Source organism: Chamaesiphon sp. (assembly GCF_041738855.1).
Taxonomy (GTDB): domain Bacteria; phylum Cyanobacteriota; class Cyanobacteriia; order Cyanobacteriales; family Chamaesiphonaceae; genus Chamaesiphon.
Map to the genome: position 1 here is coordinate 1 of NZ_JBGSPA010000001.1, position 18,943 is coordinate 18,943.

The following is an 18,943-nucleotide window of genomic DNA, read 5'->3' on the forward strand; positions in this document are numbered from 1 at the left end:
CCTGTAGCGTTGTGTGATATATTGAGAGCATATAATATTTATGTATTGGTCTGGACTCATTTCAGACCAATTCTTTTTCAATCATAGCCTCTTCTATCCCTTTCCTGGAGCTGGTGACAGCGGTGCTGTCACCCTCCAAGGGCGATCGCTTTACGCCAAAGGTTACAAGCGCAATTGCGACAAGCCGTGATAACTCCAGATCCCCAGGAACGCTGTCCGTTACTGACGGTCGCCATTATTGGTGCGGGGCCTGCGAGGATCGAATTAGTCTGCACCTTGGGCGATTTGTTGCCCCTGTGGTACGAAGATCCCGGCGGCGATGTCGATGAAATCAGAGTAGTGCTCATCAACCGCAGCGGTGAACTGCTCAAAGGCGATATCAATAGTAAATTGCGCCCTAATGCCTACCGTGCGCTCAAACAGCGGGGTGTTCAATTGCTATTCGATGCCGCAGTTGCCGCCATTCATCCTGATGCAGTAGAGTTCAAACGGGGCGAACGCACCTACTCCATCAAAGCTGGCACCATTGCCTGGACAGCGGGAACCTCACCCCATCCATTATTAATGGAGTTACCCATTAGTAAGCCAGAATATCGCGATCGCCAGGGGCGATTATTTGTAACCCCAACTTTGCAATTGCCCGATTTTCCAGAAGTATTTGCCGCTGGAGATTGCGCTACTAATAGTGACGCTCCGCAGCCGCCTACCGCCCAAGTTGCGTATCAACAAGGTAAAGCGATCGCCCACAATTTACAAGCGATCGTGGAGGGCAAACCCCTAGCACCAGCTACCGTGCATCTGCGGGGCACCTTAATCAAGTTGGGGCTAAATGAAGGGGTTGCCAATTTGTTTGATAAATTCCCCATCAAAGGTCAACCAGGACATCTAGTCCGCACGGCTACCTATCTCGAATTACTACCCACTATCTGGCGTAACGTCAAAGTCACTGCCGATTGGCTGACCGACGAAATCTTTCAACAGCATCAACCTTTTCGCTCCCAAAGATTGGGTCGCACGCCTTGGCTCTCAGGGATGGCAACCATTGCAGCAGGAGTCCTCATCGCCACGCCGCTGATCTGGCGTGCCGCTCAACCGACACAGTTTCAACAACAGATGAATTCGACAGGGATGCCGACTTTACTCGATCGGATGGCACCCAAAAAGTAGCGATCTCAATTTCTATTGCACCTAGATTTTATTCAGTCTAAACGCAAAGCTACCACCCTTATTTAATCCACAATCCAAAATTCTTCCACGAGGATCTTGCTATGAAATCTATCTACAATCTTCATACCGCTGTCACTGTCAATCGTGTCGTACTCGGACTGTTTTTCTTTTGCTCTGGGATTGCCAACTACCTCAATTTTAGTATTAAAGATGGCTTCTATCAAACCGTACTGACCCAAAAACTGCAATTGTGGGGGCAATTCCCCCTCCTCGTTTGAGGTTGAGTAAAAAAGTCGGGGATGCTGGCTTGTCGCATGGGCACGATCGCTAGCATTTATTTATTTTAACATCGGAAACTTTCTGGCGGGCAGTGCCATCGATAAATTCCCATGCCGGAGAAGCCTCTATATTTGGCTGGGTGAGAAATTCAGCGAGTGGTCTGGCGATGGTCGATCGCATTGCATTTGAATGAATGGTGACAGCAGATCTTAGCTTTCTATTGCAACGTGAGTTTTGTGCTCTCAGACAGGATTTTTCAGCAAAAACTCATTCAAACAGACGGAAATTTTAATCTGCTATTAATGTTCAGAAATTTAATCGAGTCTTTTGGATAGAGAAGTATGCGAATTAAATTTATAGTATATTTATCGATCGCACGATATGAACAACAGATATTCGTTTATTGGTGGCAACAGTGGCACATGGCAAGTCGTAGATGTGCGAGGTGTTTTCGGTGCTAATTTAGAACTTGTCGATCGAGTAAATGTCGTGAATGATGATGTTAAGAAATTACCATTAGATAGTTCGTGGATTCTCCAAGGTTTTAGCAGTAATGTTCGCTATGCCATGCACGATGAAGTCAGTGCATTGAAAGCAATTCAGCCTGTATTGAATCGCTCTGAAGCAATTTGTGCGGTGCTGATTCCTATTAAAAAATCGCTCCAATGGTGGGAAATGGCGCAAGACGAACGAAGAGCGATTTTTGAGGAAGAGTCGCATCACACCGCAGTTGGGATGGACTATCTGCCTGGAGTTGCCCGTCGGCTACTCCACTGTCGCGATATCGGCGAACCCTTTGATTTTCTGACCTGGTTTGAATTTGCGCCAGAACATACCCAGGCATTTGATGAATTACTCGTGCGGATGCGATCGAGCAAGGAATGGGATTATGTAGAACGCGAGGTTGAGGTACGTCTGGAACGACGCGATTCTCCAAAAGAGAGGCTACGCCAACGATAGAGTTTAGTTAGTCGTAATTCTATCGCTCGTGCAAGAGTAGTCTGAGAAATTACTGAGATTGGCATGAGAACGTTCTCAGAATAAATTTAGGTAATTTTGGGGTTTGGCTCATAAAGGTTTCAGGACAGTTGGAGATACTGTAATTGTCGAGCCACATTCGGCTCACTCGAACACATTATATCGATCGACAATCGATCGGGAGTAATTCATGAAATTAGCTACTGTTTTTGCCGGGATCGATCGCACCAAAAACTGGAAAGTCTTAGTTCTCCTTGCTGGACTTATCTTGTTTACTACTCTTACTTCATGCTCGACTACACCAACTGCAACCCCTGATGCTACCCAACAAGGCGACGCGATGAAAGATAAGGGTGATGGCATGAAAGGCGACGCAATGAAAGATAAAGGCGATGCGATGAAGGGTGATGCAATGAAGGATAAGGGCGGTGCTATGAAAGGTGATGCAAAACCAACACCAACAACCAAGCCGTAGATTTCTGTTTATTATCAGTGGCTTACTCTCATAAAAAAGGAATGTTTAATTATGAAATTCATCCAAGTATCGATCCTGTGTTTGGCTTCTTTAGTAGTAATGAGCTCGGCAAAAGCTGCCACCCAAGTTCGAGTTCATGCTGGCTCTGCAGCTAACGATTCTCTGATGGAGATCCGCGAACAGACAACTCAGACTAGTCCTTCAGATCGTCCTTTACAGTTGGCAGCAGCAGCTCTCAAGTCCGGTACATTCGTTCGTGCTGAACAAGCGACCAGAGGTGGTGTCAGTATCGTCACCAAAAACGGTAGATCGTCTCTACAACTGGATTCGGCATTCAAAACTTCCAGCCAGGGGCCAGATCTGGTAGTTGTTTTGCATCGTTCTCGGAATGTCCTCGGTACGACCAAAGCACCCAATTACGCATTAAAAGGCGGTGATTATCTAGTTCTAGGTCGCCTAAAAAAATATAGTGGTGCCCAAAGTTATGCTATTCCTGCCAATATTAACCTCGCCAATTATCGCTCTGCGGCGATCTGGTGTCGCAAGTTTAACGCTACTTTTGGTGTTGCGACCTTGGGCTAAAACTGATGTAATTGCAGCCAACTCATAGTCTGTTGGCGATCCGATCGTCAATAACCGATCGATCTCCAGCAGATTTGTTTTTAGATCTATCATGACTATTCTCGATCGAAACAGTTTCAATTCCTCATCTACCCCCGAAAGTTCCGACACCATCGAGATCTTGCCGACTACAGCCAAAGTCAGCCCAGCAGACATGGCAGATGCCGTGCGTACTCTAATTGTCGGTGTAAATGAAAACCCCGATCTCGAAGGATTGCTCAAAACACCCGACCGCGTGTCAAAAGCAATGCAATTCCTCACCAGTGGCTATCATCAATCATTGGAAGAACTCATCAACGGGGCAGTGTTCGACGAAGGGCATAATGAAATGGTGCTGGCTTCTTTCTACGATTGGGAGCAGATCGGCAGATAAACACTCACCGTCGTTCCTGGGCTAGAAGAGACGATCGTCAGCTTTCCCTCATGCGCTGTAATAATTCGCTTGGAAATTGCCAACCCTAATCCAGTGCCAGAGGGCTTGGACGAGCAGAAGGGTGTGGTGAGTTGGGGCAATAACTCTGGCGGAATCGGATCTCCACCATTATGGATTTGAATCCTAATGTAGTTCGAGTCGATTTCCGCACCGAGCGAACAACTAACAATCTCGTGGGGATCGATCGCCTCACAGGCATTCCGAAACAGGTTGACAAAAACTTGTTTTAACTTATTGATATCCGCCATCACCTCACCCGCTGGCAGATGGCTGGCAAAATCGATCCGGCGATCGACAGCTTCGGGTAGTTCCTGAATCTGGATTAACAGCAGCTTCTTAATTCTGCTTCTAGCTGTTCTATTCTTTCTTTCTGATTTGTCAGTTGTTTGGATAGTTTGTCAATCAGCTTTCTCTGTTCTTCTACCAGCCGCCGCAAACCTTCTACCTCTGTTTCTAGGGTATTTGTTTGAGCTGGGCTAGTATTGCTGTTTATACTCATCTCTCTGTTAAACCGGATTTTCGCTCTTTTGGCAACCCCCTGCTTTACCAGCGGTTATTGAGACGTTACGCTAATTCTCAGTAATATTTGGTAGGGACGATCGGATTTCCTTGCGTAAAATACTTGTTAAGCAGATTGCACCTTGTCATCTTAGATGCTACTAGATATATTCTCTCAGCACATATCCCACACCGCGTACCGTGTGCAGCAGACGTTTAGGATTACTTACCTCTAATTTGAGCCGTAAGGCACGAATATAGACTTCAATAATGTTCGACTCACCCATAAAGTCGTACCCCCAAACTTTTTCCAGAATTTGGTCGCGGGTCATAACTTGGCGAGGATGGCGGAGCAAATATTCCAATAGATCGAATTCTTTGGCTGTCAATTCAATTAATTGGTTGTTTCGGTAAACCTCACGAGTGAGCCGATTTAAAGTCAAGTCTTCAAATTCAAACACGTCAGGATCTTCCGGCTGTATCCGTCGCAACCGTGCTTTTACTCTTGCTAGTAGTTCTTCGATGCTGAAGGGTTTAGTGACATAATCATCCGCTCCCGCATTTAATCCAGCGACTCGATCGGGAATTTCATCTTTGGCGGTGAGGATAATAATCGGTACTTGAATTCCAGTCGATCGCAGTCGCAGACAGAGATCTATCCCAGATATCCCAGGTAGCATCCAATCCAAAATCAATAGATCTGGTTGAATATTGCGTGCCATTGTCAGTCCATCTAAACCATTTGCAGCAACAGTAACCTGATAGCCTTCTAAAATAAGTTCTTCCTCAATAAATTCTGCCAGTTTTGGGTCATCTTCAACTAAGAGAATTCGATCGTTCATAGTTATGACTTCCCGATTGGTAATCCAATATCTATGTTTAGCTAATTAAATTTTATACCGAATATTGTCTCGATATCAAGGATCGAGATTTTGAAACTGATGCGATCTAATTAATATTCGCACCAATCGCTGTTTGGAAAGGAAAAGGGTAAGAATCTAGCAGTTTATGATGCTGTTGGATTTTTACCCTTTTCCACTTTATAAGGATTGAGACACGATCGTTTTTCAGACAATAATGCTAAGCCTACAACCCCATATTAGTCTATGCAAAAGCAGATCCAGTAATGCTTGCAGCACTGACATTTCTTAAAGTTGCCAGTTCATCATTACCAAAACTAATAACCGTATTCCGACCAACCCCAGAAATAGTCAGGTCGCTAAAGCTTAAACCATTTGACAAGCCTAATCGATCGCCACTACCGAGATTAAAATCAGTAATGGTATCAAATCCTGTGCCTGCACCCAGAGTGAAAACATCGCTACCAGCACCACCAGTGAGTCGATTGAATCCGATCCCACCAAACAGGATATCATCTCCATTCCCACCCCGCAGGATATCGTCGCCTTCATCTCCGTATAGATAATCGTTACCGTTACCGCCTTCGAGTACGTCAGCCCCCAATCCACCTAGCAGCTTATCGTTGCCGAGTCCGCCGTACAAGCTATCGTTCCCAGCACCACCCTTAATCAGGTCGTCTTGTTTGGTGCCAGTCAGGTTATCGTTACCGTCATTACCATTGATGGTATTGAAGATCCGAAAGCGAGCAATTTTGTAGTCAGGTGCTGTAAAATCAGCATTGACAAATCGAGGATCGCTCAAAATTGCACCACCTGGAATAAATCCAGTCGCCGTGCGAACCACACCGTTTTCGACAGTACCTGTATTGGGGACTGACTGCCCAAAGAAGGCAGTATTGGCGGGGATTTCATCATTGACTTCGGTACCAGCATCTAAAACTTGGCTGCCGAGTACAGTGAAATCGGCACCAATGAAGTTGCCTTTGTCATCAAAGATCTCATGGGCGCGCTCGTTACCATTGGCAATGAAAAAGTCATTGCTAGGGAGAATCATCGAAGCAAAGTTGAAATAGCGACTGTTGGGATTGCTGGCATCCAAAGTTACCGTAAAAGAGCCTGTTTCACCCGGATCGATCGGACCTGGCGCACCTACTAATGGCCCAGTAACCGCTCCAGCAACAGTTCCAAATCCTGACTGGCGGAACTCAGCACCAATAACGCTAACGTTACCATCTTCAGCAATTCGTTCTACACCCAGGGAAGCAGGGCGACCACGATCGTATGTATCAAACATACCATTATGAAATCCAAACCAAACGGGAGTAAGCAGGGTACCTTTAGTCGGTGCCAGATTTTCGATTTCAATGGTCAGTTGAGTTTGCATCATGATTTGGGAGCAATTTGGTTGTGGCTGCTAAAAATCAATCCCGATCGTAGGCAAGCTCCATGACAGTAAAGGGTGAGAGCTAACAACTCTAACGCTTTGCCCGATCGAGGATTCACCCTGTCCGAGAGAATTTCAGCATTACCGACATTAAATACTAGAAAAATGAGGGCTAGATGAAGATTGGATAATTGCTCGATGAAGCCTTCTGTATAAATGCTGACAATACTTGGTTCGTGGCTATGATTTCCAGATTGGTAATGTAATGGTAAAAATACTGCCCTCACCTGGCTTAGATCGCAGCGTGATTTTGCCATTCATCCCTTCAATTAGGCTTTTAGCGATCGCCAATCCCAACCCCGTGCCATCCCTAGAGCGTGTCGATGAGTCTTGTGCCCGATAAAATCGCTCGAAAATCCGATTTTGGTGTTCTAGAGCAATACCAATGCCCCGATCCTGGATCTGCACGATCGCCCGATCCTCAGTTTTTTCGAGGATAATATCGATCGCACCATTCGAGTATTTAATCGCATTATCCACCAGATTAATTAAAACTTGGGTAAGACGATCCTGGTCGGCGAGTGCGACAATATCCTCGGTAGCGATCGTCATTTTAATCTGACGGTTGCTCACCTTCTGGCTCATTTCGACCACTTCAGCCACCAACGTATTTAGAACTACGGGACTTTGGCGAAAATGAAGATTGCCACTATCTGCACGAGCGAGATCGAGTAAATCTTGGAGCATTCGGATCGTCCGATCTGTCTCGGTGATTGCGGTGGAAACAGCATTTTGCTGATGCGTACTCAGATTATCACCCCGCCGCAATAAACTTTGCAAATAGCCTAAGACTACAGATAGCGGCGTGCGAAGTTCGTGGGAAACGTTGCCCACAAATTGACGCTGTTGCTCCCACGCTCCCGATAGTCTTACTGTCATCTCATTAAAGGCGGTTGCCAGTCCCAGAATCTCATCTGGTGCTTGTTGAAGTTCGAGTTGCGCCGCGCCCAAATCGTCAGCAGAAACGTGGCTGGCAATCTCGCTCATCTGTGCCAAAGGTTGAAGTGTTTTGCGGATACGCTGGGAAATGGCGATTGTCAGTAGGAAAATAGCCAGTATTCCGATCGCAATTAGGCGATTAATGCCAGTGCTTAATTGATGTCGATCGCTCGTAATATCTTGCGAGAGATATACTTTGCCCACCAGTTTACCATTGACGTTCAGGGGATTCCCACATAAAACTATGTATCGATCGCCAAACTGAAGGATCGTCGGTTTGACAGGTGCTGCGGTTTGGGTAAAGGCATTCAGCAGAGCGGACGACGGCTGATTTATCCCTGAAGATTTGCCCAGAATTTTACCGTCAGGCTCCTGCACCCAGATCGATACCCCCGATGTCGAAAGTTTAGCGATCGTCCGTTCTAACCCAACCTCGACAGTTTTTGCTTCACTATACATCTCCACCTGTTCGGGAAAGCGCATCGCTACATATTCTAGCAACTGCTTATGAGATGTCAGTAAATTTTGCTCCATCTGCCATCCCGCCCAAAATGCGACAGCACTAACCCCAATTGCTGAGAGCGTCACCAGCTCTAGCGTCAAACGAAACTGCAACGAAGTCGGTGAAACTCGCATTCGGCATAAGTTACGGATCGGTTTAGGGATGCGGGAGGACATTGGGGGAAAGGGGAAGGGGAAGGGGGAAAGGGTAAAGGGTAAATTAAAAAATCTGGGCAGTGGCGCGAAGAGGATCGAATTCAAAGCGGCGATCGTAATTTGTCGCACCATAGAGATTGAAGCTAATCGTCGGTTCGTCGCCGATCGATTCAATCTGATGAATGGCATCAGGAGTGAAGCAGAGAATGTCGCCAGGAGTGAGAATTCGATCGCCTGTGGCTTTAATCAGATCGGGAAATTCGGTGGTCGGAGATCGCTGCCAAAAGGTGTTTTTTTCTTGTCCATCTAACAGTGCCACAATTCCCCAGGTAGCGTGATTATGAACTGGTGAAACCGTTCCTGGCGACCAAACCACCGTTTGAATCGTCAGCGGAAAATCTGGCTCATCATAGAGCATCTGCACCGACCAACCCGTTTCGGGATCTGGTGGCAAAAAGTTCAGTTGCAACCATTCACAGCTATTCAGCAGCCGTCGAACTAGGGGACAGATACGTTGGAGGCGAATTCGATCGTCACTTTCTCGATCGACGATATCTTCAACATCAGTCAGGAAGCGATAGAGCCGATAGGGTCGATCGCTCGAATCCGCCTGTTCGCCTATCTCACAAGGAATGCACCGCCCTTCATCCGTAGCCAACCAATCTTGCTCCAACATATTTACTCACCTACGATCCGATCTCAAGTGTAAGAGAAGGATTCGATATCTAAGTGATCCTCACCTAATGGCAAGATGAATTTTTGCTGAAGATGACAATCTTTTACTGCTTCACAAGAGGAACACAGGGGAAATCCCCTCCTCTCCTTAGGGAGAGGCTACGCCAACGGAGCGGCGTTTTTATTCGGGGGTTCCCCCCGAATAAAAAAACGACAAGACAGGGGTGCCGCAGGCAGCACATTTATAGTGCGGGTGGGTAGATCTCCGCATTAGCACAGATCCCCGACTTCTCGAAGAAGTCGGGGATCTCACCCACCTTGATTGCCATCGATCTCAAATGATTTATCTAATCTCCATGTCTTCTTCATCTGAGACTCATCTTGCCGAACTTTAATGATATTCAAGCCCAAAAAATTGGGCACACCGAACCACCAACCTAGTATTTTTTAAAAGAGAATCCCATGAAAGTTAAATTTCTTGCTGCATTTGCTGCCATTTCCCTCCTCAGCATCGTGACTGTTGCACCCACCATCATCTTTGGCACAACCCCCGCAGTCGCCAATCCCTGTGCATCTAAGCCAAACCCCTGCGCCGCCAAACCCAACCCTTGTGCGGGTAAAAAGGCTTCTAATTCTGTTGGTGGTCGATTAGCGAAACAATTACAAGGTAAACCAGTAGTTGTGGATATCTATGCTAGCTGGTGCCCTGCTTGCAAAAATATTGCTCCCACTGTTTCCAAAATCAAGCAGCAGTATGGCAACAAAATCACTTTCGTGACATTAGATGTATCTGATAAAGCTAGTTCTGCGAAAGCTGAAGCCAAAGCAAAACAATTAGGTCTAAGCAAGTTTTTTGCAGCTAACAAAACTCAAACTGGGTCACTCACAATCGTCGATCCAGCTACCGGAAATATCTTGGGACAGGAACGTAATAATGCTGACATGACTGCTTATTCCAGCGTACTAGATTCAGCGATCACTCAAAAATAGATACGTTTGTGCAAGTAAATGGAATGATATCAATCTGATTATTCCATTTACTCGATCGAATCGATCTAATCTTCTTGTTGATTAACAAAAAAGCTCATGAAACTTAAATATTTAGTCGTATTTGCTACTATTTCATTATTAGGGTTGGGAATGACCACAGCTTGTTCTAAACCTTCAGCAACAACCCCTAATGTGGCGGGTGAAAGCCAAACCAATCCCTGTGCTTCTAAACCAAATCCTTGTGCCTCTAAACCAAACCCTTGCGCTGGTAAAAAAGCCAATCCCTGTGCTTCTAAACCAAATCCCTGTGCTGGCAAAAAAGCTAAGTAAATAGATCTTATTAAGAAAGTAAGTTGTTAAATATTTTAAATTCCTGCGGTAAGCAACTACTTATCGCAGATAGCTTGGGGTGCTAATAATGATGAAATTTGGATATAGAACAGCTTAATGAATCAATCGCCAATCTTAGGAAAACCTCATGAAATTAGACCGAGAACACGATCTTGAAACGCAAGCAACTGGGCGCGTAAAAAATACCCAAAAACTACCAAAAAAATGGCTGTTATTTGGCGGACTAGCACTACTGGGTTTGGTATTAGCTTTACTTATCACTGGCCCGATTTCTCAGGCACTCGAACACTCAATTTCATTTGTAGAGAACCGCTATCAGGAATGGTTTTCCAAACAGGATACTGCCAATCCTTTAGTCCTCATGCCGCTGGCTTTTATTGGTGGTTTAATTGCTAGTGTTTCCCCCTGTATTCTCGCACTATTACCACTTAACTTGAGCTATATTGGTACCCGCAATATTACCTCTCGCGGTGATGCTTTTGTGAAGGCGGGCTTGTTCGTACTAGGGAATGTCATCATTCTCGGTTTATTCGGGTTAGCATCATCATTTGCTGGCGCAGTAATGGTGGAATATCGCGGTCATATTAATGTGGTAGTTGGCGCAATTATTCTTGTGATGGGTTTTGGCTTATTAGGATTGATTAAAATCCCCTTACCCGAAATTAATGTCGATGGCTCGAATTTTGGCCCCTTCGGTGTGGGTTTGACTTTTGCTTTAGTTAGTTCGCCTTGTGCGAGTCCAGTCTTATTTGCCGTTCTCGCTGCCGCAGGTGCCAGTGGTTCGCAGTTACTTGCCGTACTGACAATGGCAAGTTATGCCTTTGGTTATACGATTATTATCTTTCTTGCTAGTTTACTAACTGGATTTGCCAAGCAAGCAAATCTACTATTAAAATATTCGGAAAATATTACTAAATTTGGTAGTGTAGCTCTCATTTTGGCAGGGATTTACTATCTAGTTACTGGAGTGCAATGGTTCTTCGGTTAGTTATTTATTTGCTAAATTGATTAATGAGAGAAAGCAATGATAGAACAACTAGTAATTATTGGTTCGGGGCCAGCAGGTTATACGGCGGCAATCTACGCCGGACGCGCTCAACTGCAACCATTGATGTTTGAAGGTTTCGTCGCTGGAGGATTGCCAGGCGGTCAATTAATGACTACCACCGAAGTAGAGAATTTCCCTGGATTTGCTGATGGGATTCAGGGGCCAGCATTGATGAAGGAAATGCGCCAACAGGCTGTTCGGTGGGGAGCTAAGTTAGTTACTGATGATGTCGTTAAAGTCGATTTTAGTCAAAGACCATTTACGATCGCTACTGACGATTTAGAAGTAAAATCCCATGCGGTAATTATTTGCACTGGCGCGACTGCCAAGCGGTTGCATATCGTCGGTGAAGAACAATTTTGGAATAATGGGATCTCGGCTTGTGCGATTTGTGATGGTACGAATCCCCTGTTTAAGGATGTAGAAATTGCCGTAGTTGGCGGTGGTGATTCAGCGGCAGAAGAAGCTCTATATTTAACTAAATATGCAAGTAAAGTGCATCTGTTAGTCAGAAGCGATCGATTACGAGCTTCTAAAATTATGCAGGAGCGAGTTTTAAATCACGACAAAATTCGAGTGCATTGGCAAGCATTACCAATTAGTGCTGATGGCGATGATGTCCTCCGCAGCGTACAGATTCAAAACCAAAAATCTGGCACAGTGACTGAATTAAAAGTTGGTGGTTTATTTTACGCGATCGGACATACACCCAACACCCAACTTTTTCAAGCCAAATTGGATTTAGATGACAAAGGTTATATCAAAACTATCGGTAAATCCACTGCCACTAATATTGCGGGTGTATGGGCTGCTGGTGATGTCCAAGACCATATCTATCGCCAAGCAATTACGGCGGCTGGTACGGGCTGTATGGCAGCACTAGAAGCCGAAAGATGGTTATCAGAAATTAATTAATTAGCAAATATAATTTAGAGGTAATTTAAGATGTCAGCATCAACTTTTTTCCAAGGTCGTCCCGCTTTTGAACAGTTAAAAAGTGAATCTGCTAAAATTATTTTAGTAGAAGTGAGTGCGCCGCACTGTAGCTCCTGCGATACGCTCAGACCGATTTTGCATCAACTAGCAACCGAACAAAATGGCAACTTCGATCTAGTGGAAATCGATATGACTGAAGAACCAGATCTAGCGATCGATCTCGGCATTCGTAGCGTCCCAACTGTCGTTTTATTTAAAGGCGATCGATTGTTAGAAAAAATTGTGGGTTTGAAGCCTAAAAAACTATATGTAGAAACAATTCAAAAATGGGTTCACCAAACCTATCATGCAGAACTCGAATAGAAGCATCATCAGCGAAATTTGGTGGAGAGCGATCGTCGTTCATAATGCATCGCGCTGATGGTAGAATAAATAACCTCAGATTTAGTGGTAAAATCGCTCAAAAATATCAATGCGGATCTGAAATTCGGGAAATTGCTAATGTCGAGAATTAACTTGGTGAGTTTCATTTTGTGTGGCGCAACCGTAACATTTGCCTTATCTATTGGTGATGGATTGGCTCAGGCAAGCTATGTTTGTCCGAATGGCCCTGGTCCTGGAGAGAGGCAGCTTGGGATAACTGGTGGCAGTCATGGTGTCGCTGCGATTCCAATCTGCGAAGAAATACCCGATTCAGGTAGCAGTAGCAATAACTCTGGACAAGAAGAGCAAGGGAGTAGTCGTTCTAGTTATTACGACCCTAAGTTTGCGGCACTACAATTTCAATCCGCTTCTACCATGCTCAATTTGCTAGAAAAAGCTAGATTATTGCAAGATCCAAAGTATCTGAAATATATATCCGGCAGTTGGAACCTTTTTCCTACTTCAAAGTTAGCAGGGGTAAAGCCAGGTAGCTATTGTGTTGCATCCTTTTTCAAAGCATCGATGGATCCAGCAGCTAACAAGGCACCAGTAATGATCAATTTGGTGGGACCTGGGAGTGGCTACAAAGGTGCTCTCCTGACATTTGCGGCAGAAGGTATTCCGAGACCTGAAAAGATGAAAACAATTACGGTTACTCTGATTCAAAACAACGATCCCCCTGCCACAGTAAAGGCATTTAATTACACCATGCCAAATCTGCCATTTGGGGTGATTGCTTTTGCCGTGCCGACAATTGATGCGGCTTTGGCGGGAATAGAAGATGTCCAGCATCTTGATGTCAAAATAGATGGTAAGTCTGTGGCCAAGACCATGTGGCATAGTGGTCTCAAGATGAAGGATCAATTCCGTAAGTGCTTGAATGGTCAACCTTATTCCGTTAAGGAGATCGACATCGTGCCGGAGCGTTTAAAAACACGTAATTAAGTGGGGTTTTTTTCGATCCATTTCTGTTGCTATGCTAGCAAAAAATCGGCAAAAGACGTGCAAACACTTCGCCTTTCGATCGCATTTTTACACTACTGTTCTGCTCCAGAATGGCTGTTGCTGCCATCCGACGAACGATCTTCGGAAAGTCACGATCGACCTGAAACGCCAACAACGGCAGAATTAGCGGTGCAAGCAGTCTGCTTTTTGGCTTCAACTCCCACCACACCATCACCTGCGAACCAACATCTGATGGGATGACTTCCCATCCGCCGCGCATTGTCTTGGCTGGGAATGGAAAATTTGGAGCCTCTGACCGAAAACGCACCGCAAAGCTTCGACCTGGGTTAAATTCAGTACATTCTTCAGACCATTGCTGACCCGCACGATTTTCGCAAACTCGAATCGCCCCAACGCTGGGTGCTTTTCCCTCCAACACAAATGAGTGCTTCAATGACGGCATATAGTTCTCGATCTCGCCAATGTTGCCTACTACCTCCCACAACTTTTGGGCAGGTACATTGGTTTCAACGATGATGCAATGGCGATAATCGCCACCTGCTCCGGTTTGGTGCGCGTGTCCAGCCGCCCAAAACTGCCAAGTCCCAAACACAAATACGGCAACTGCTACAGCCAGAACCAGCACATTACCCAACGGCGAAAATAGCTGGGGAACAGCGAGTAATAACACCACAGAGCCTACTACCCACGAGAAATCAGCGGCACTCGCCAGCAGCGCACGCCATGTAGCCACCCGCTGACATCTTGCCTGATAAATTAGCTCGGTAGCAAAAACAGCTAGCCCAATGCCAACGACTTGAAAGATCGGCGGTGCCTGTATCCCCAGCCATTTACCTACCAGCACGGGGCAAAAAAACATCAATAGCGCGGTCGAAAATGAAAAGACAGCATTCGCCGTCAGAGCCAAACGAAGTGGTAACACAGCTTTCATGAGTATTTCCTGCTAATGAATGAACTTAGATCGAGAATATATTAGAACAAATATTCTGGAATAAACCAAAAAAATTAGAGCAGTTTTAACATTGCCAGAATGCCGTTGATATAGGTACGAACATCCTGTCTGGGGGCGGAAGATCGCGCATAGGTGGTCAGACCGAGAACACTCCCGACTAGCAGCTCGCTAATTTGCCCAATGTCAGTACTATCGGCAATTTCGCCGTTTTGTTTAGCCCTTGTCAGCGATCGAGCAAAACCTTGGCGAAGTCGATCGAAATACTGTTGAACCATCGATGCCACTATTTTGTCGTGGAGAGCAACTTCAACAGCCGTATTGCACATCAAGCAACCGAAGAAACTATAGGGTCGATCGACGTGTTCGATGAATTGTTCAAAGAACTGTTCGATCTCTGCCACAGAAGGTTCCGGCTGTTTGCGCTCAAGCATTGCTAACCGTTGATGGATGACTGTACTCAGGTACAAGTCCAGCGCACGCTGGAACAGTACTTCCTTGCCCCCAAAAGTTTCATACAAGCCGTAGCGTTGCACCCCTGAATGCTCCACTAGATCGGACATTGATGTATTTTGATACCCCTTTTGCCAAAACAAGTACATCACCTTGTCAAGACAATCTTTCGGATCGAACTCCTTATATCGAGGCATTTTTAAATCAGAATGGTTGTTCTGGAAATATCGTAACTAAAAAGCTGTCTGGTTGTCAATGTGTCACAAAATGCCGTTAGATCGAAACATTCCGCTAAAAGCCGATCCGAGATCGAGCGAATCAGTCAGTCAGGGGAGTACGTCAATCCTCTTATGCCCGTTCGATCGCCACCCAAGCCCGTAAGACTTCCGCAACAGTCCAAGCTTGCGCGATACAACCCCGTGGAGTCATCGGCGCATCCCCGTCAAATATTTCGCTACAAGTGCCCAAACCGTGTGCCAGTAAGTGATGACCGATCGGTTCTAGGAATTTTCTGGCTTGGGTGCGATCGCCATATACCTGCAAATGCGCCAACACAAACGAGCCTAACAACCAGCCCCAAGTCGTGCCCTGATGATAGGCTCCATCCCGTTGCAACTGGTTGCCACCGTAGTGTCCCTGATATTGAGGATGGCTGGGAGCCAGGGAACGCAAGCCGTATGAGGTTAATAATTGCCGTCCGCAAGTATCCACAACCCCACGTTGTTGAATAGGTGTCAGTAAAGGTGCATATCCCTTCGCACCGATGCCTGGTAAAGATACCGCAAAGAGTTGATTTGGACGCAAGGAAGCATCATCGCCAGCGGGACTGTCAAGTACGTCGTAGCAATAACCTGTATCGGGATTCCAGAAGCGGGAGAATTTTGCTAAAGTCCGATCGGCAATCGCTTCATATTCTTTGTAGGGTTTACCAAGCTGACGGGCAAACTTCGCCATCGATCGCAATGCACAATACCACAGGGCATTAACTTCAATCGGTTTACCAATGCGTGGAGTGACAACCCAATCATCAACTTTGGCATCCATCCACGTCAATTGCACGCCCGCTTCGCCAGCATATAGCAACCCGTCGCTGGCATCGAGATGAATATTGTAGCGAGTGCCACGACAGTGCCAATCGATAATATCTGCCAGCACGGGAAAGAGTTCTTCTAATAAGTCATCATCGGCGGTGGCATCGTAGTAACTGCGAATTGCCTCAAAATACCAGAGGGTGGCATCGACAGTATTATATTCCGGCACTTCACCCGCATCGGGAAAACGATTTGGGAGCATTCCCTTATCGACATATTTAGCAAAGGTACGTAGAATCGATCGGGCAATTTCCGGTCGTTCCGTGGCAATCGTCAATCCAGGTAGCGCAATCATTGTATCGCGTCCCCAATCCCCAAACCAATGGTAGCCAGCTATAATCGTTTTACCATTCGGTACGTCAGGGACTGGACGATCTACGATAAACTGATCGGCGGCTAATACCAACCGCTCGATCCAAGTAGGGCGATTTTGGCTATGGTTGCTAGTTTCGGGTTGATTTAGTTTCCACAGGTTGGTGAGTTTTTGCTCTTGAGCATGACGTAATTTAAGTGCGGCTGCTCCATCTAGATTGGGCTGGGATTCAGTGCTGGCAACGAAAGTGAGCGATTCGCCCAGATTGAGGATAACTTCAAAGGTGGCAGCGTGGAGATGGTCTTCGCGATCTCCTAATCCCCGATAACGTTCGATCGCTAGATCGAAGTTGTAGTACCACTCATGGGCAGGAATTGCACTGGCACAGTCGCTCAACAGATACAATGGTTGAGCATTCGGATTGGCAGTCACACAAATTCCGCGATGCTCTGTCAGAGCCACTTCGCGAACGCACGGCTCGATGTTCATTTCCCCACCGTGGTTCTGGGTATCGCCATGATAATCGCGATAATTTACCAAGGCTTTGAGCGTGAGTGTCAGCGGTTGAGTGGCGCGGCTCAATGTGTATCGAACATAGGTGGTATTGGCTCCTTGCTGCATCCAGATCCGCTTTTCCACTAAGGCATCCCCACAAGCGAATCGCCAGGTGGGAATGGTGCCTTCTAGAGTAAAGCTTTCCATCTGTCGATAGCCATGAGGATCGACGATTCCATCTGCCCAGCGATTGGTGTGGAGAGCATAGGATCTATCTGCGTACACTGCCACTTCATCCAATTTAGTCAGCAACAAAGTCCGCCCCAAGGGTGGATTTAAGGCGGCGACTAACAACCCATGATAGCGACGGGTGAGTAATCCAGCCACAGTGCCGGAGGCGTAGCCTCCAATACTATTTGTAACTAGCCACTCTCGCGTTTGAGCAGTACTCAGATCGCCACAGATTTCTCGTCCAAATTCAATCCACATTATTTATCTCCTGTGCGATCTCGATCGCCGAAATGACTCGATGGGTTAAAGTAGGCGTAATTGATGAATTGCACCTACTTTGGCAAATGATTAATGGTGTCCTCCTGATAATTGCAGATCGACAGCATTGAGATAATCGCGATTGGTTTGAGTCTCTGGAGCTAGTTGATTTGCCTCGATCGCGGCTTTGACTAGATCTTTAGCTGTGATCATTTTGGTTGCATAAGCAGTCCGAAATGAGCCAAAGCCAGGAATACCTTGCAGCCGATAGGCTCCTTGATAACCACGAGCAACTAACTCAAATGGGGTGATTTCTGTACTTGTAGTGTTGTTACTGATGGTTGTTTCTAACTTCATCAGATGCTCGATCTTACTTTCTGCTTTTACAGACGTAGTTACAGCCAGAGCTAGGCAAATAATTGATAAACTGGAAATTATTAAGCGTTTCATAATTGATGACCTCTCAGGTCTTAGGTGCAATTAAATCAGTATTTAATTGCTGGCATTTCAGTTTTGATTCTAGTTAAAGCTAATTCCAAAACTTCTATATTTATTAGTATAAAATTAGGTTGCTAAATCTAGATGAGTCAAACCTGAACCAAAGATAAATTTTCGATGAAGATGTACGATTATCGAGCCGATACCTAAATTCATGTTAACTTGCATTAAGCAAAAGTAAATTTTCAACAATCGCTCTTAAATATTCATCTAATACTCATCTGGCATTCATCTAATGTTTATTTTTCTAAAATAGTTATTCGGACGATCCAATATGTCGATTGTTGCATATATTTAGGAACTTATTGGTTGGAAACTCTTCAAATAATATATAGCTTAAATCTCAATTAGCTTAGTTGGTTTAATACCTAGTCACATGATAATTCCTCACACTCAAAGTAATTTTCTCGGTTGCTTGCGCCCGCTACTGTTGGCACTAGTAGCTAGTTCCCTAAGCCTTTTCGGTGGGATCGTGCCAGACTTTACCGCACAACAACCCCATCAAATTTTTAGTAATGTAGCAAGAGCAGATGATTTTAGCGACCAAGATCTTCGCAATTATGCTGCTGCTGTGGTGAAAATTGAGTCTATTCGTCAATCGACACTAGCTCAAGTCAGTCGGGCGATGGGCGGGAATAAATTACCCAATCTATTGTGCGATCGACCAAACACGATGGATGGATTAAATAGTGAAGCAAAGTCACTATTTATCAACTACTGCAATCAATCCGAAAGTATTGCGGCTAGTCATCAATTGAGCATCGAGCAGTTTAATCGAATCACCGAAGCTGTACGCTCCAATCCCCAGCTACAGGATCGGGTACGGAGTTTGATTAATTAGTTAGAAATTGCTAATTACAATCAATTAAATTTAACCTCAAGGGAGTGGGTAATTAATGATATAATTTTAATTAT

At 45.4% G+C, this 18,943-nt stretch carries 24 protein-coding genes and 2 pseudogenes; 13 read left to right on the forward strand and 13 right to left on the reverse strand.

Annotation, left to right across the window (positions count from 1 at the left end; translation table 11 throughout):
• Positions 1-40 precede the first annotated feature (40 nt).
• The 3 genes from ACEW9I_RS00005 (at position 41) to ACEW9I_RS00015 (ending at position 1,445) form a co-directional block, all read left to right on the forward strand.
• Positions 41-190 carry a hypothetical protein gene (locus tag ACEW9I_RS00005; RefSeq protein ID WP_373538327.1) on the forward strand — a complete coding sequence of 50 codons (150 nt, stop codon included), beginning with the start codon at positions 41-43 and terminating at the stop codon, positions 188-190.
• On the forward strand, positions 187-1,167 hold the full coding sequence (locus tag ACEW9I_RS00010) for an NAD(P)/FAD-dependent oxidoreductase (RefSeq protein ID WP_373538328.1): 981 nt from the start codon (positions 187-189) through the stop codon (positions 1,165-1,167). Before ACEW9I_RS00005 ends, ACEW9I_RS00010 begins: the two co-directional genes overlap by 4 nt.
• A 101-nt stretch (positions 1,168-1,268) precedes the next feature.
• Positions 1,269-1,445 (forward strand): hypothetical protein, encoded by a 177-nt coding sequence (locus ACEW9I_RS00015; RefSeq protein ID WP_373538329.1) that lies wholly within the window; start codon positions 1,269-1,271, stop codon positions 1,443-1,445.
• Between the two features lie 79 nt (positions 1,446-1,524).
• On the opposite strand, the pseudogene ACEW9I_RS00020 reads toward ACEW9I_RS00015, so the two are convergent.
• A pseudogene (locus ACEW9I_RS00020) lies at positions 1,525-1,626 on the reverse strand (Uma2 family endonuclease); the annotation flags it as partial.
• A gap of 201 nt (positions 1,627-1,827) precedes the next feature.
• On the opposite strand from ACEW9I_RS00020, the gene ACEW9I_RS00025 reads away from it, so the two are divergent.
• The 4 genes and pseudogenes from ACEW9I_RS00025 to ACEW9I_RS00040 all read left to right on the forward strand — a co-directional run.
• On the forward strand, positions 1,828-2,406 hold the full coding sequence (locus tag ACEW9I_RS00025; RefSeq protein ID WP_373538330.1) for a chlorite dismutase family protein: 579 nt from the start codon (positions 1,828-1,830) through the stop codon (positions 2,404-2,406).
• Between the two features lie 208 nt (positions 2,407-2,614).
• A complete protein-coding gene (locus ACEW9I_RS00030) occupies positions 2,615-2,899 on the forward strand; it encodes a pentapeptide MXKDX repeat protein (RefSeq protein WP_373538331.1) in 285 nt (94 codons plus the stop codon).
• 51 nt (positions 2,900-2,950) lie between these two features.
• Positions 2,951-3,481, forward strand: coding sequence for a DM13 domain-containing protein (locus ACEW9I_RS00035; RefSeq protein WP_373538332.1), 531 nt, complete (start codon positions 2,951-2,953; stop codon positions 3,479-3,481).
• 91 nt (positions 3,482-3,572) lie between these two features.
• Positions 3,573-3,857: pseudogene (locus ACEW9I_RS00040) on the forward strand (GTP cyclohydrolase I); the annotation flags it as partial.
• An 8-nt stretch (positions 3,858-3,865) separates the two neighbouring features.
• Here the strand turns inward: ACEW9I_RS00040 and ACEW9I_RS00045 are convergent.
• The 7 genes from ACEW9I_RS00045 to ACEW9I_RS00075 form a co-directional block, all read right to left on the reverse strand.
• Positions 3,866-4,201 (reverse strand): ATP-binding protein, encoded by a 336-nt coding sequence (locus tag ACEW9I_RS00045; protein ID WP_373538333.1) that lies wholly within the window; start codon positions 4,199-4,201, stop codon positions 3,866-3,868.
• A 74-nt stretch (positions 4,202-4,275) separates the two neighbouring features.
• Positions 4,276-4,452, reverse strand: a complete 177-nt coding sequence (locus ACEW9I_RS00050; RefSeq protein ID WP_373538334.1) for a hypothetical protein — start codon at positions 4,450-4,452, stop codon at positions 4,276-4,278.
• 160 nt (positions 4,453-4,612) lie between these two features.
• Positions 4,613-5,293, reverse strand: a complete 681-nt coding sequence (locus ACEW9I_RS00055) for a response regulator transcription factor (RefSeq protein ID WP_373538335.1) — start codon at positions 5,291-5,293, stop codon at positions 4,613-4,615.
• Positions 5,294-5,555: 262 nt separating this feature from the next.
• Positions 5,556-6,698, reverse strand: coding sequence for a spondin domain-containing protein (locus tag ACEW9I_RS00060; protein ID WP_373538336.1), 1,143 nt, complete (start codon positions 6,696-6,698; stop codon positions 5,556-5,558).
• Positions 6,695-6,982, reverse strand: a complete 288-nt coding sequence (locus tag ACEW9I_RS00065; RefSeq protein ID WP_373538337.1) for a hypothetical protein — start codon at positions 6,980-6,982, stop codon at positions 6,695-6,697. Before ACEW9I_RS00065 ends, ACEW9I_RS00060 begins: the two co-directional genes overlap by 4 nt.
• Positions 6,936-8,372, reverse strand: coding sequence for a sensor histidine kinase (locus ACEW9I_RS00070; protein ID WP_373538372.1), 1,437 nt, complete (start codon positions 8,370-8,372; stop codon positions 6,936-6,938). Before ACEW9I_RS00070 ends, ACEW9I_RS00065 begins: the two co-directional genes overlap by 47 nt.
• 43 nt (positions 8,373-8,415) lie before the next feature.
• Positions 8,416-9,027, reverse strand: a complete 612-nt coding sequence (locus ACEW9I_RS00075) for a cupin (protein ID WP_373538338.1) — start codon at positions 9,025-9,027, stop codon at positions 8,416-8,418.
• Between the two features lie 461 nt (positions 9,028-9,488).
• Here ACEW9I_RS00075 and ACEW9I_RS00080 point away from each other — a divergent pair, with 461 nt between their 5' ends.
• Positions 9,489-10,016 (forward strand): thioredoxin domain-containing protein, encoded by a 528-nt coding sequence (locus tag ACEW9I_RS00080; protein WP_373538339.1) that lies wholly within the window; start codon positions 9,489-9,491, stop codon positions 10,014-10,016.
• Between the two features lie 65 nt (positions 10,017-10,081).
• Here the strand turns inward: ACEW9I_RS00080 and ACEW9I_RS00085 are convergent, their stop codons facing one another.
• Positions 10,082-10,333 carry a hypothetical protein gene (locus ACEW9I_RS00085; protein WP_373538340.1) on the reverse strand — a complete coding sequence of 84 codons (252 nt, stop codon included), beginning with the start codon at positions 10,331-10,333 and terminating at the stop codon, positions 10,082-10,084.
• Positions 10,334-10,494: 161 nt separating this feature from the next.
• On the opposite strand from ACEW9I_RS00085, the gene ACEW9I_RS00090 reads away from it, so the two are divergent.
• The 4 genes from ACEW9I_RS00090 to ACEW9I_RS00105 all read left to right on the forward strand — a co-directional run bounded on the left by ACEW9I_RS00090 (position 10,495) and on the right by ACEW9I_RS00105 (position 13,719).
• A complete protein-coding gene (locus ACEW9I_RS00090; RefSeq protein ID WP_373538341.1) occupies positions 10,495-11,355 on the forward strand; it encodes a cytochrome c biogenesis protein CcdA in 861 nt (286 codons plus the stop codon).
• Positions 11,356-11,391: 36 nt separating this feature from the next.
• Positions 11,392-12,330: a thioredoxin-disulfide reductase gene (gene trxB / locus ACEW9I_RS00095; RefSeq protein WP_373538342.1), complete on the forward strand. Its 939-nt coding sequence runs from the start codon at positions 11,392-11,394 to the stop codon at positions 12,328-12,330.
• 30 nt (positions 12,331-12,360) lie between these two features.
• Positions 12,361-12,714 carry a thioredoxin family protein gene (locus ACEW9I_RS00100; protein WP_373538343.1) on the forward strand — a complete coding sequence of 118 codons (354 nt, stop codon included), beginning with the start codon at positions 12,361-12,363 and terminating at the stop codon, positions 12,712-12,714.
• An 84-nt stretch (positions 12,715-12,798) separates the two neighbouring features.
• Positions 12,799-13,719: a hypothetical protein gene (locus tag ACEW9I_RS00105; RefSeq protein ID WP_373538344.1), complete on the forward strand. Its 921-nt coding sequence runs from the start codon at positions 12,799-12,801 to the stop codon at positions 13,717-13,719.
• A gap of 34 nt (positions 13,720-13,753) precedes the next feature.
• Here ACEW9I_RS00105 and ACEW9I_RS00110 read toward each other — a convergent pair whose 3' ends face one another.
• From ACEW9I_RS00110 to ACEW9I_RS00125, 4 genes are all read right to left on the reverse strand, one after another.
• Complete coding sequence (locus tag ACEW9I_RS00110; RefSeq protein ID WP_373538345.1) at positions 13,754-14,671, reverse strand: SRPBCC family protein; 918 nt, start codon at positions 14,669-14,671, stop codon at positions 13,754-13,756.
• Positions 14,672-14,745: 74 nt separating this feature from the next.
• Complete coding sequence (locus ACEW9I_RS00115) at positions 14,746-15,339, reverse strand: TetR/AcrR family transcriptional regulator (RefSeq protein WP_373538346.1); 594 nt, start codon at positions 15,337-15,339, stop codon at positions 14,746-14,748.
• Positions 15,340-15,490: 151 nt separating this feature from the next.
• On the reverse strand, positions 15,491-17,530 hold the full coding sequence (locus tag ACEW9I_RS00120; protein WP_373538347.1) for an amylo-alpha-1,6-glucosidase: 2,040 nt from the start codon (positions 17,528-17,530) through the stop codon (positions 15,491-15,493).
• A 90-nt stretch (positions 17,531-17,620) separates the two neighbouring features.
• On the reverse strand, positions 17,621-17,980 hold the full coding sequence (locus ACEW9I_RS00125) for a hypothetical protein (RefSeq protein WP_373538348.1): 360 nt from the start codon (positions 17,978-17,980) through the stop codon (positions 17,621-17,623).
• A gap of 424 nt (positions 17,981-18,404) precedes the next feature.
• Here ACEW9I_RS00125 and ACEW9I_RS00130 point away from each other — a divergent pair, with 424 nt between their 5' ends.
• The gene (locus tag ACEW9I_RS00130) at positions 18,405-18,869 is read left to right on the forward strand and encodes a DUF4168 domain-containing protein (protein ID WP_373538349.1); all 465 of its coding nucleotides are present in this window, start codon (positions 18,405-18,407) and stop codon (positions 18,867-18,869) included.
• Positions 18,870-18,943: the final 74 nt, after the last annotated feature.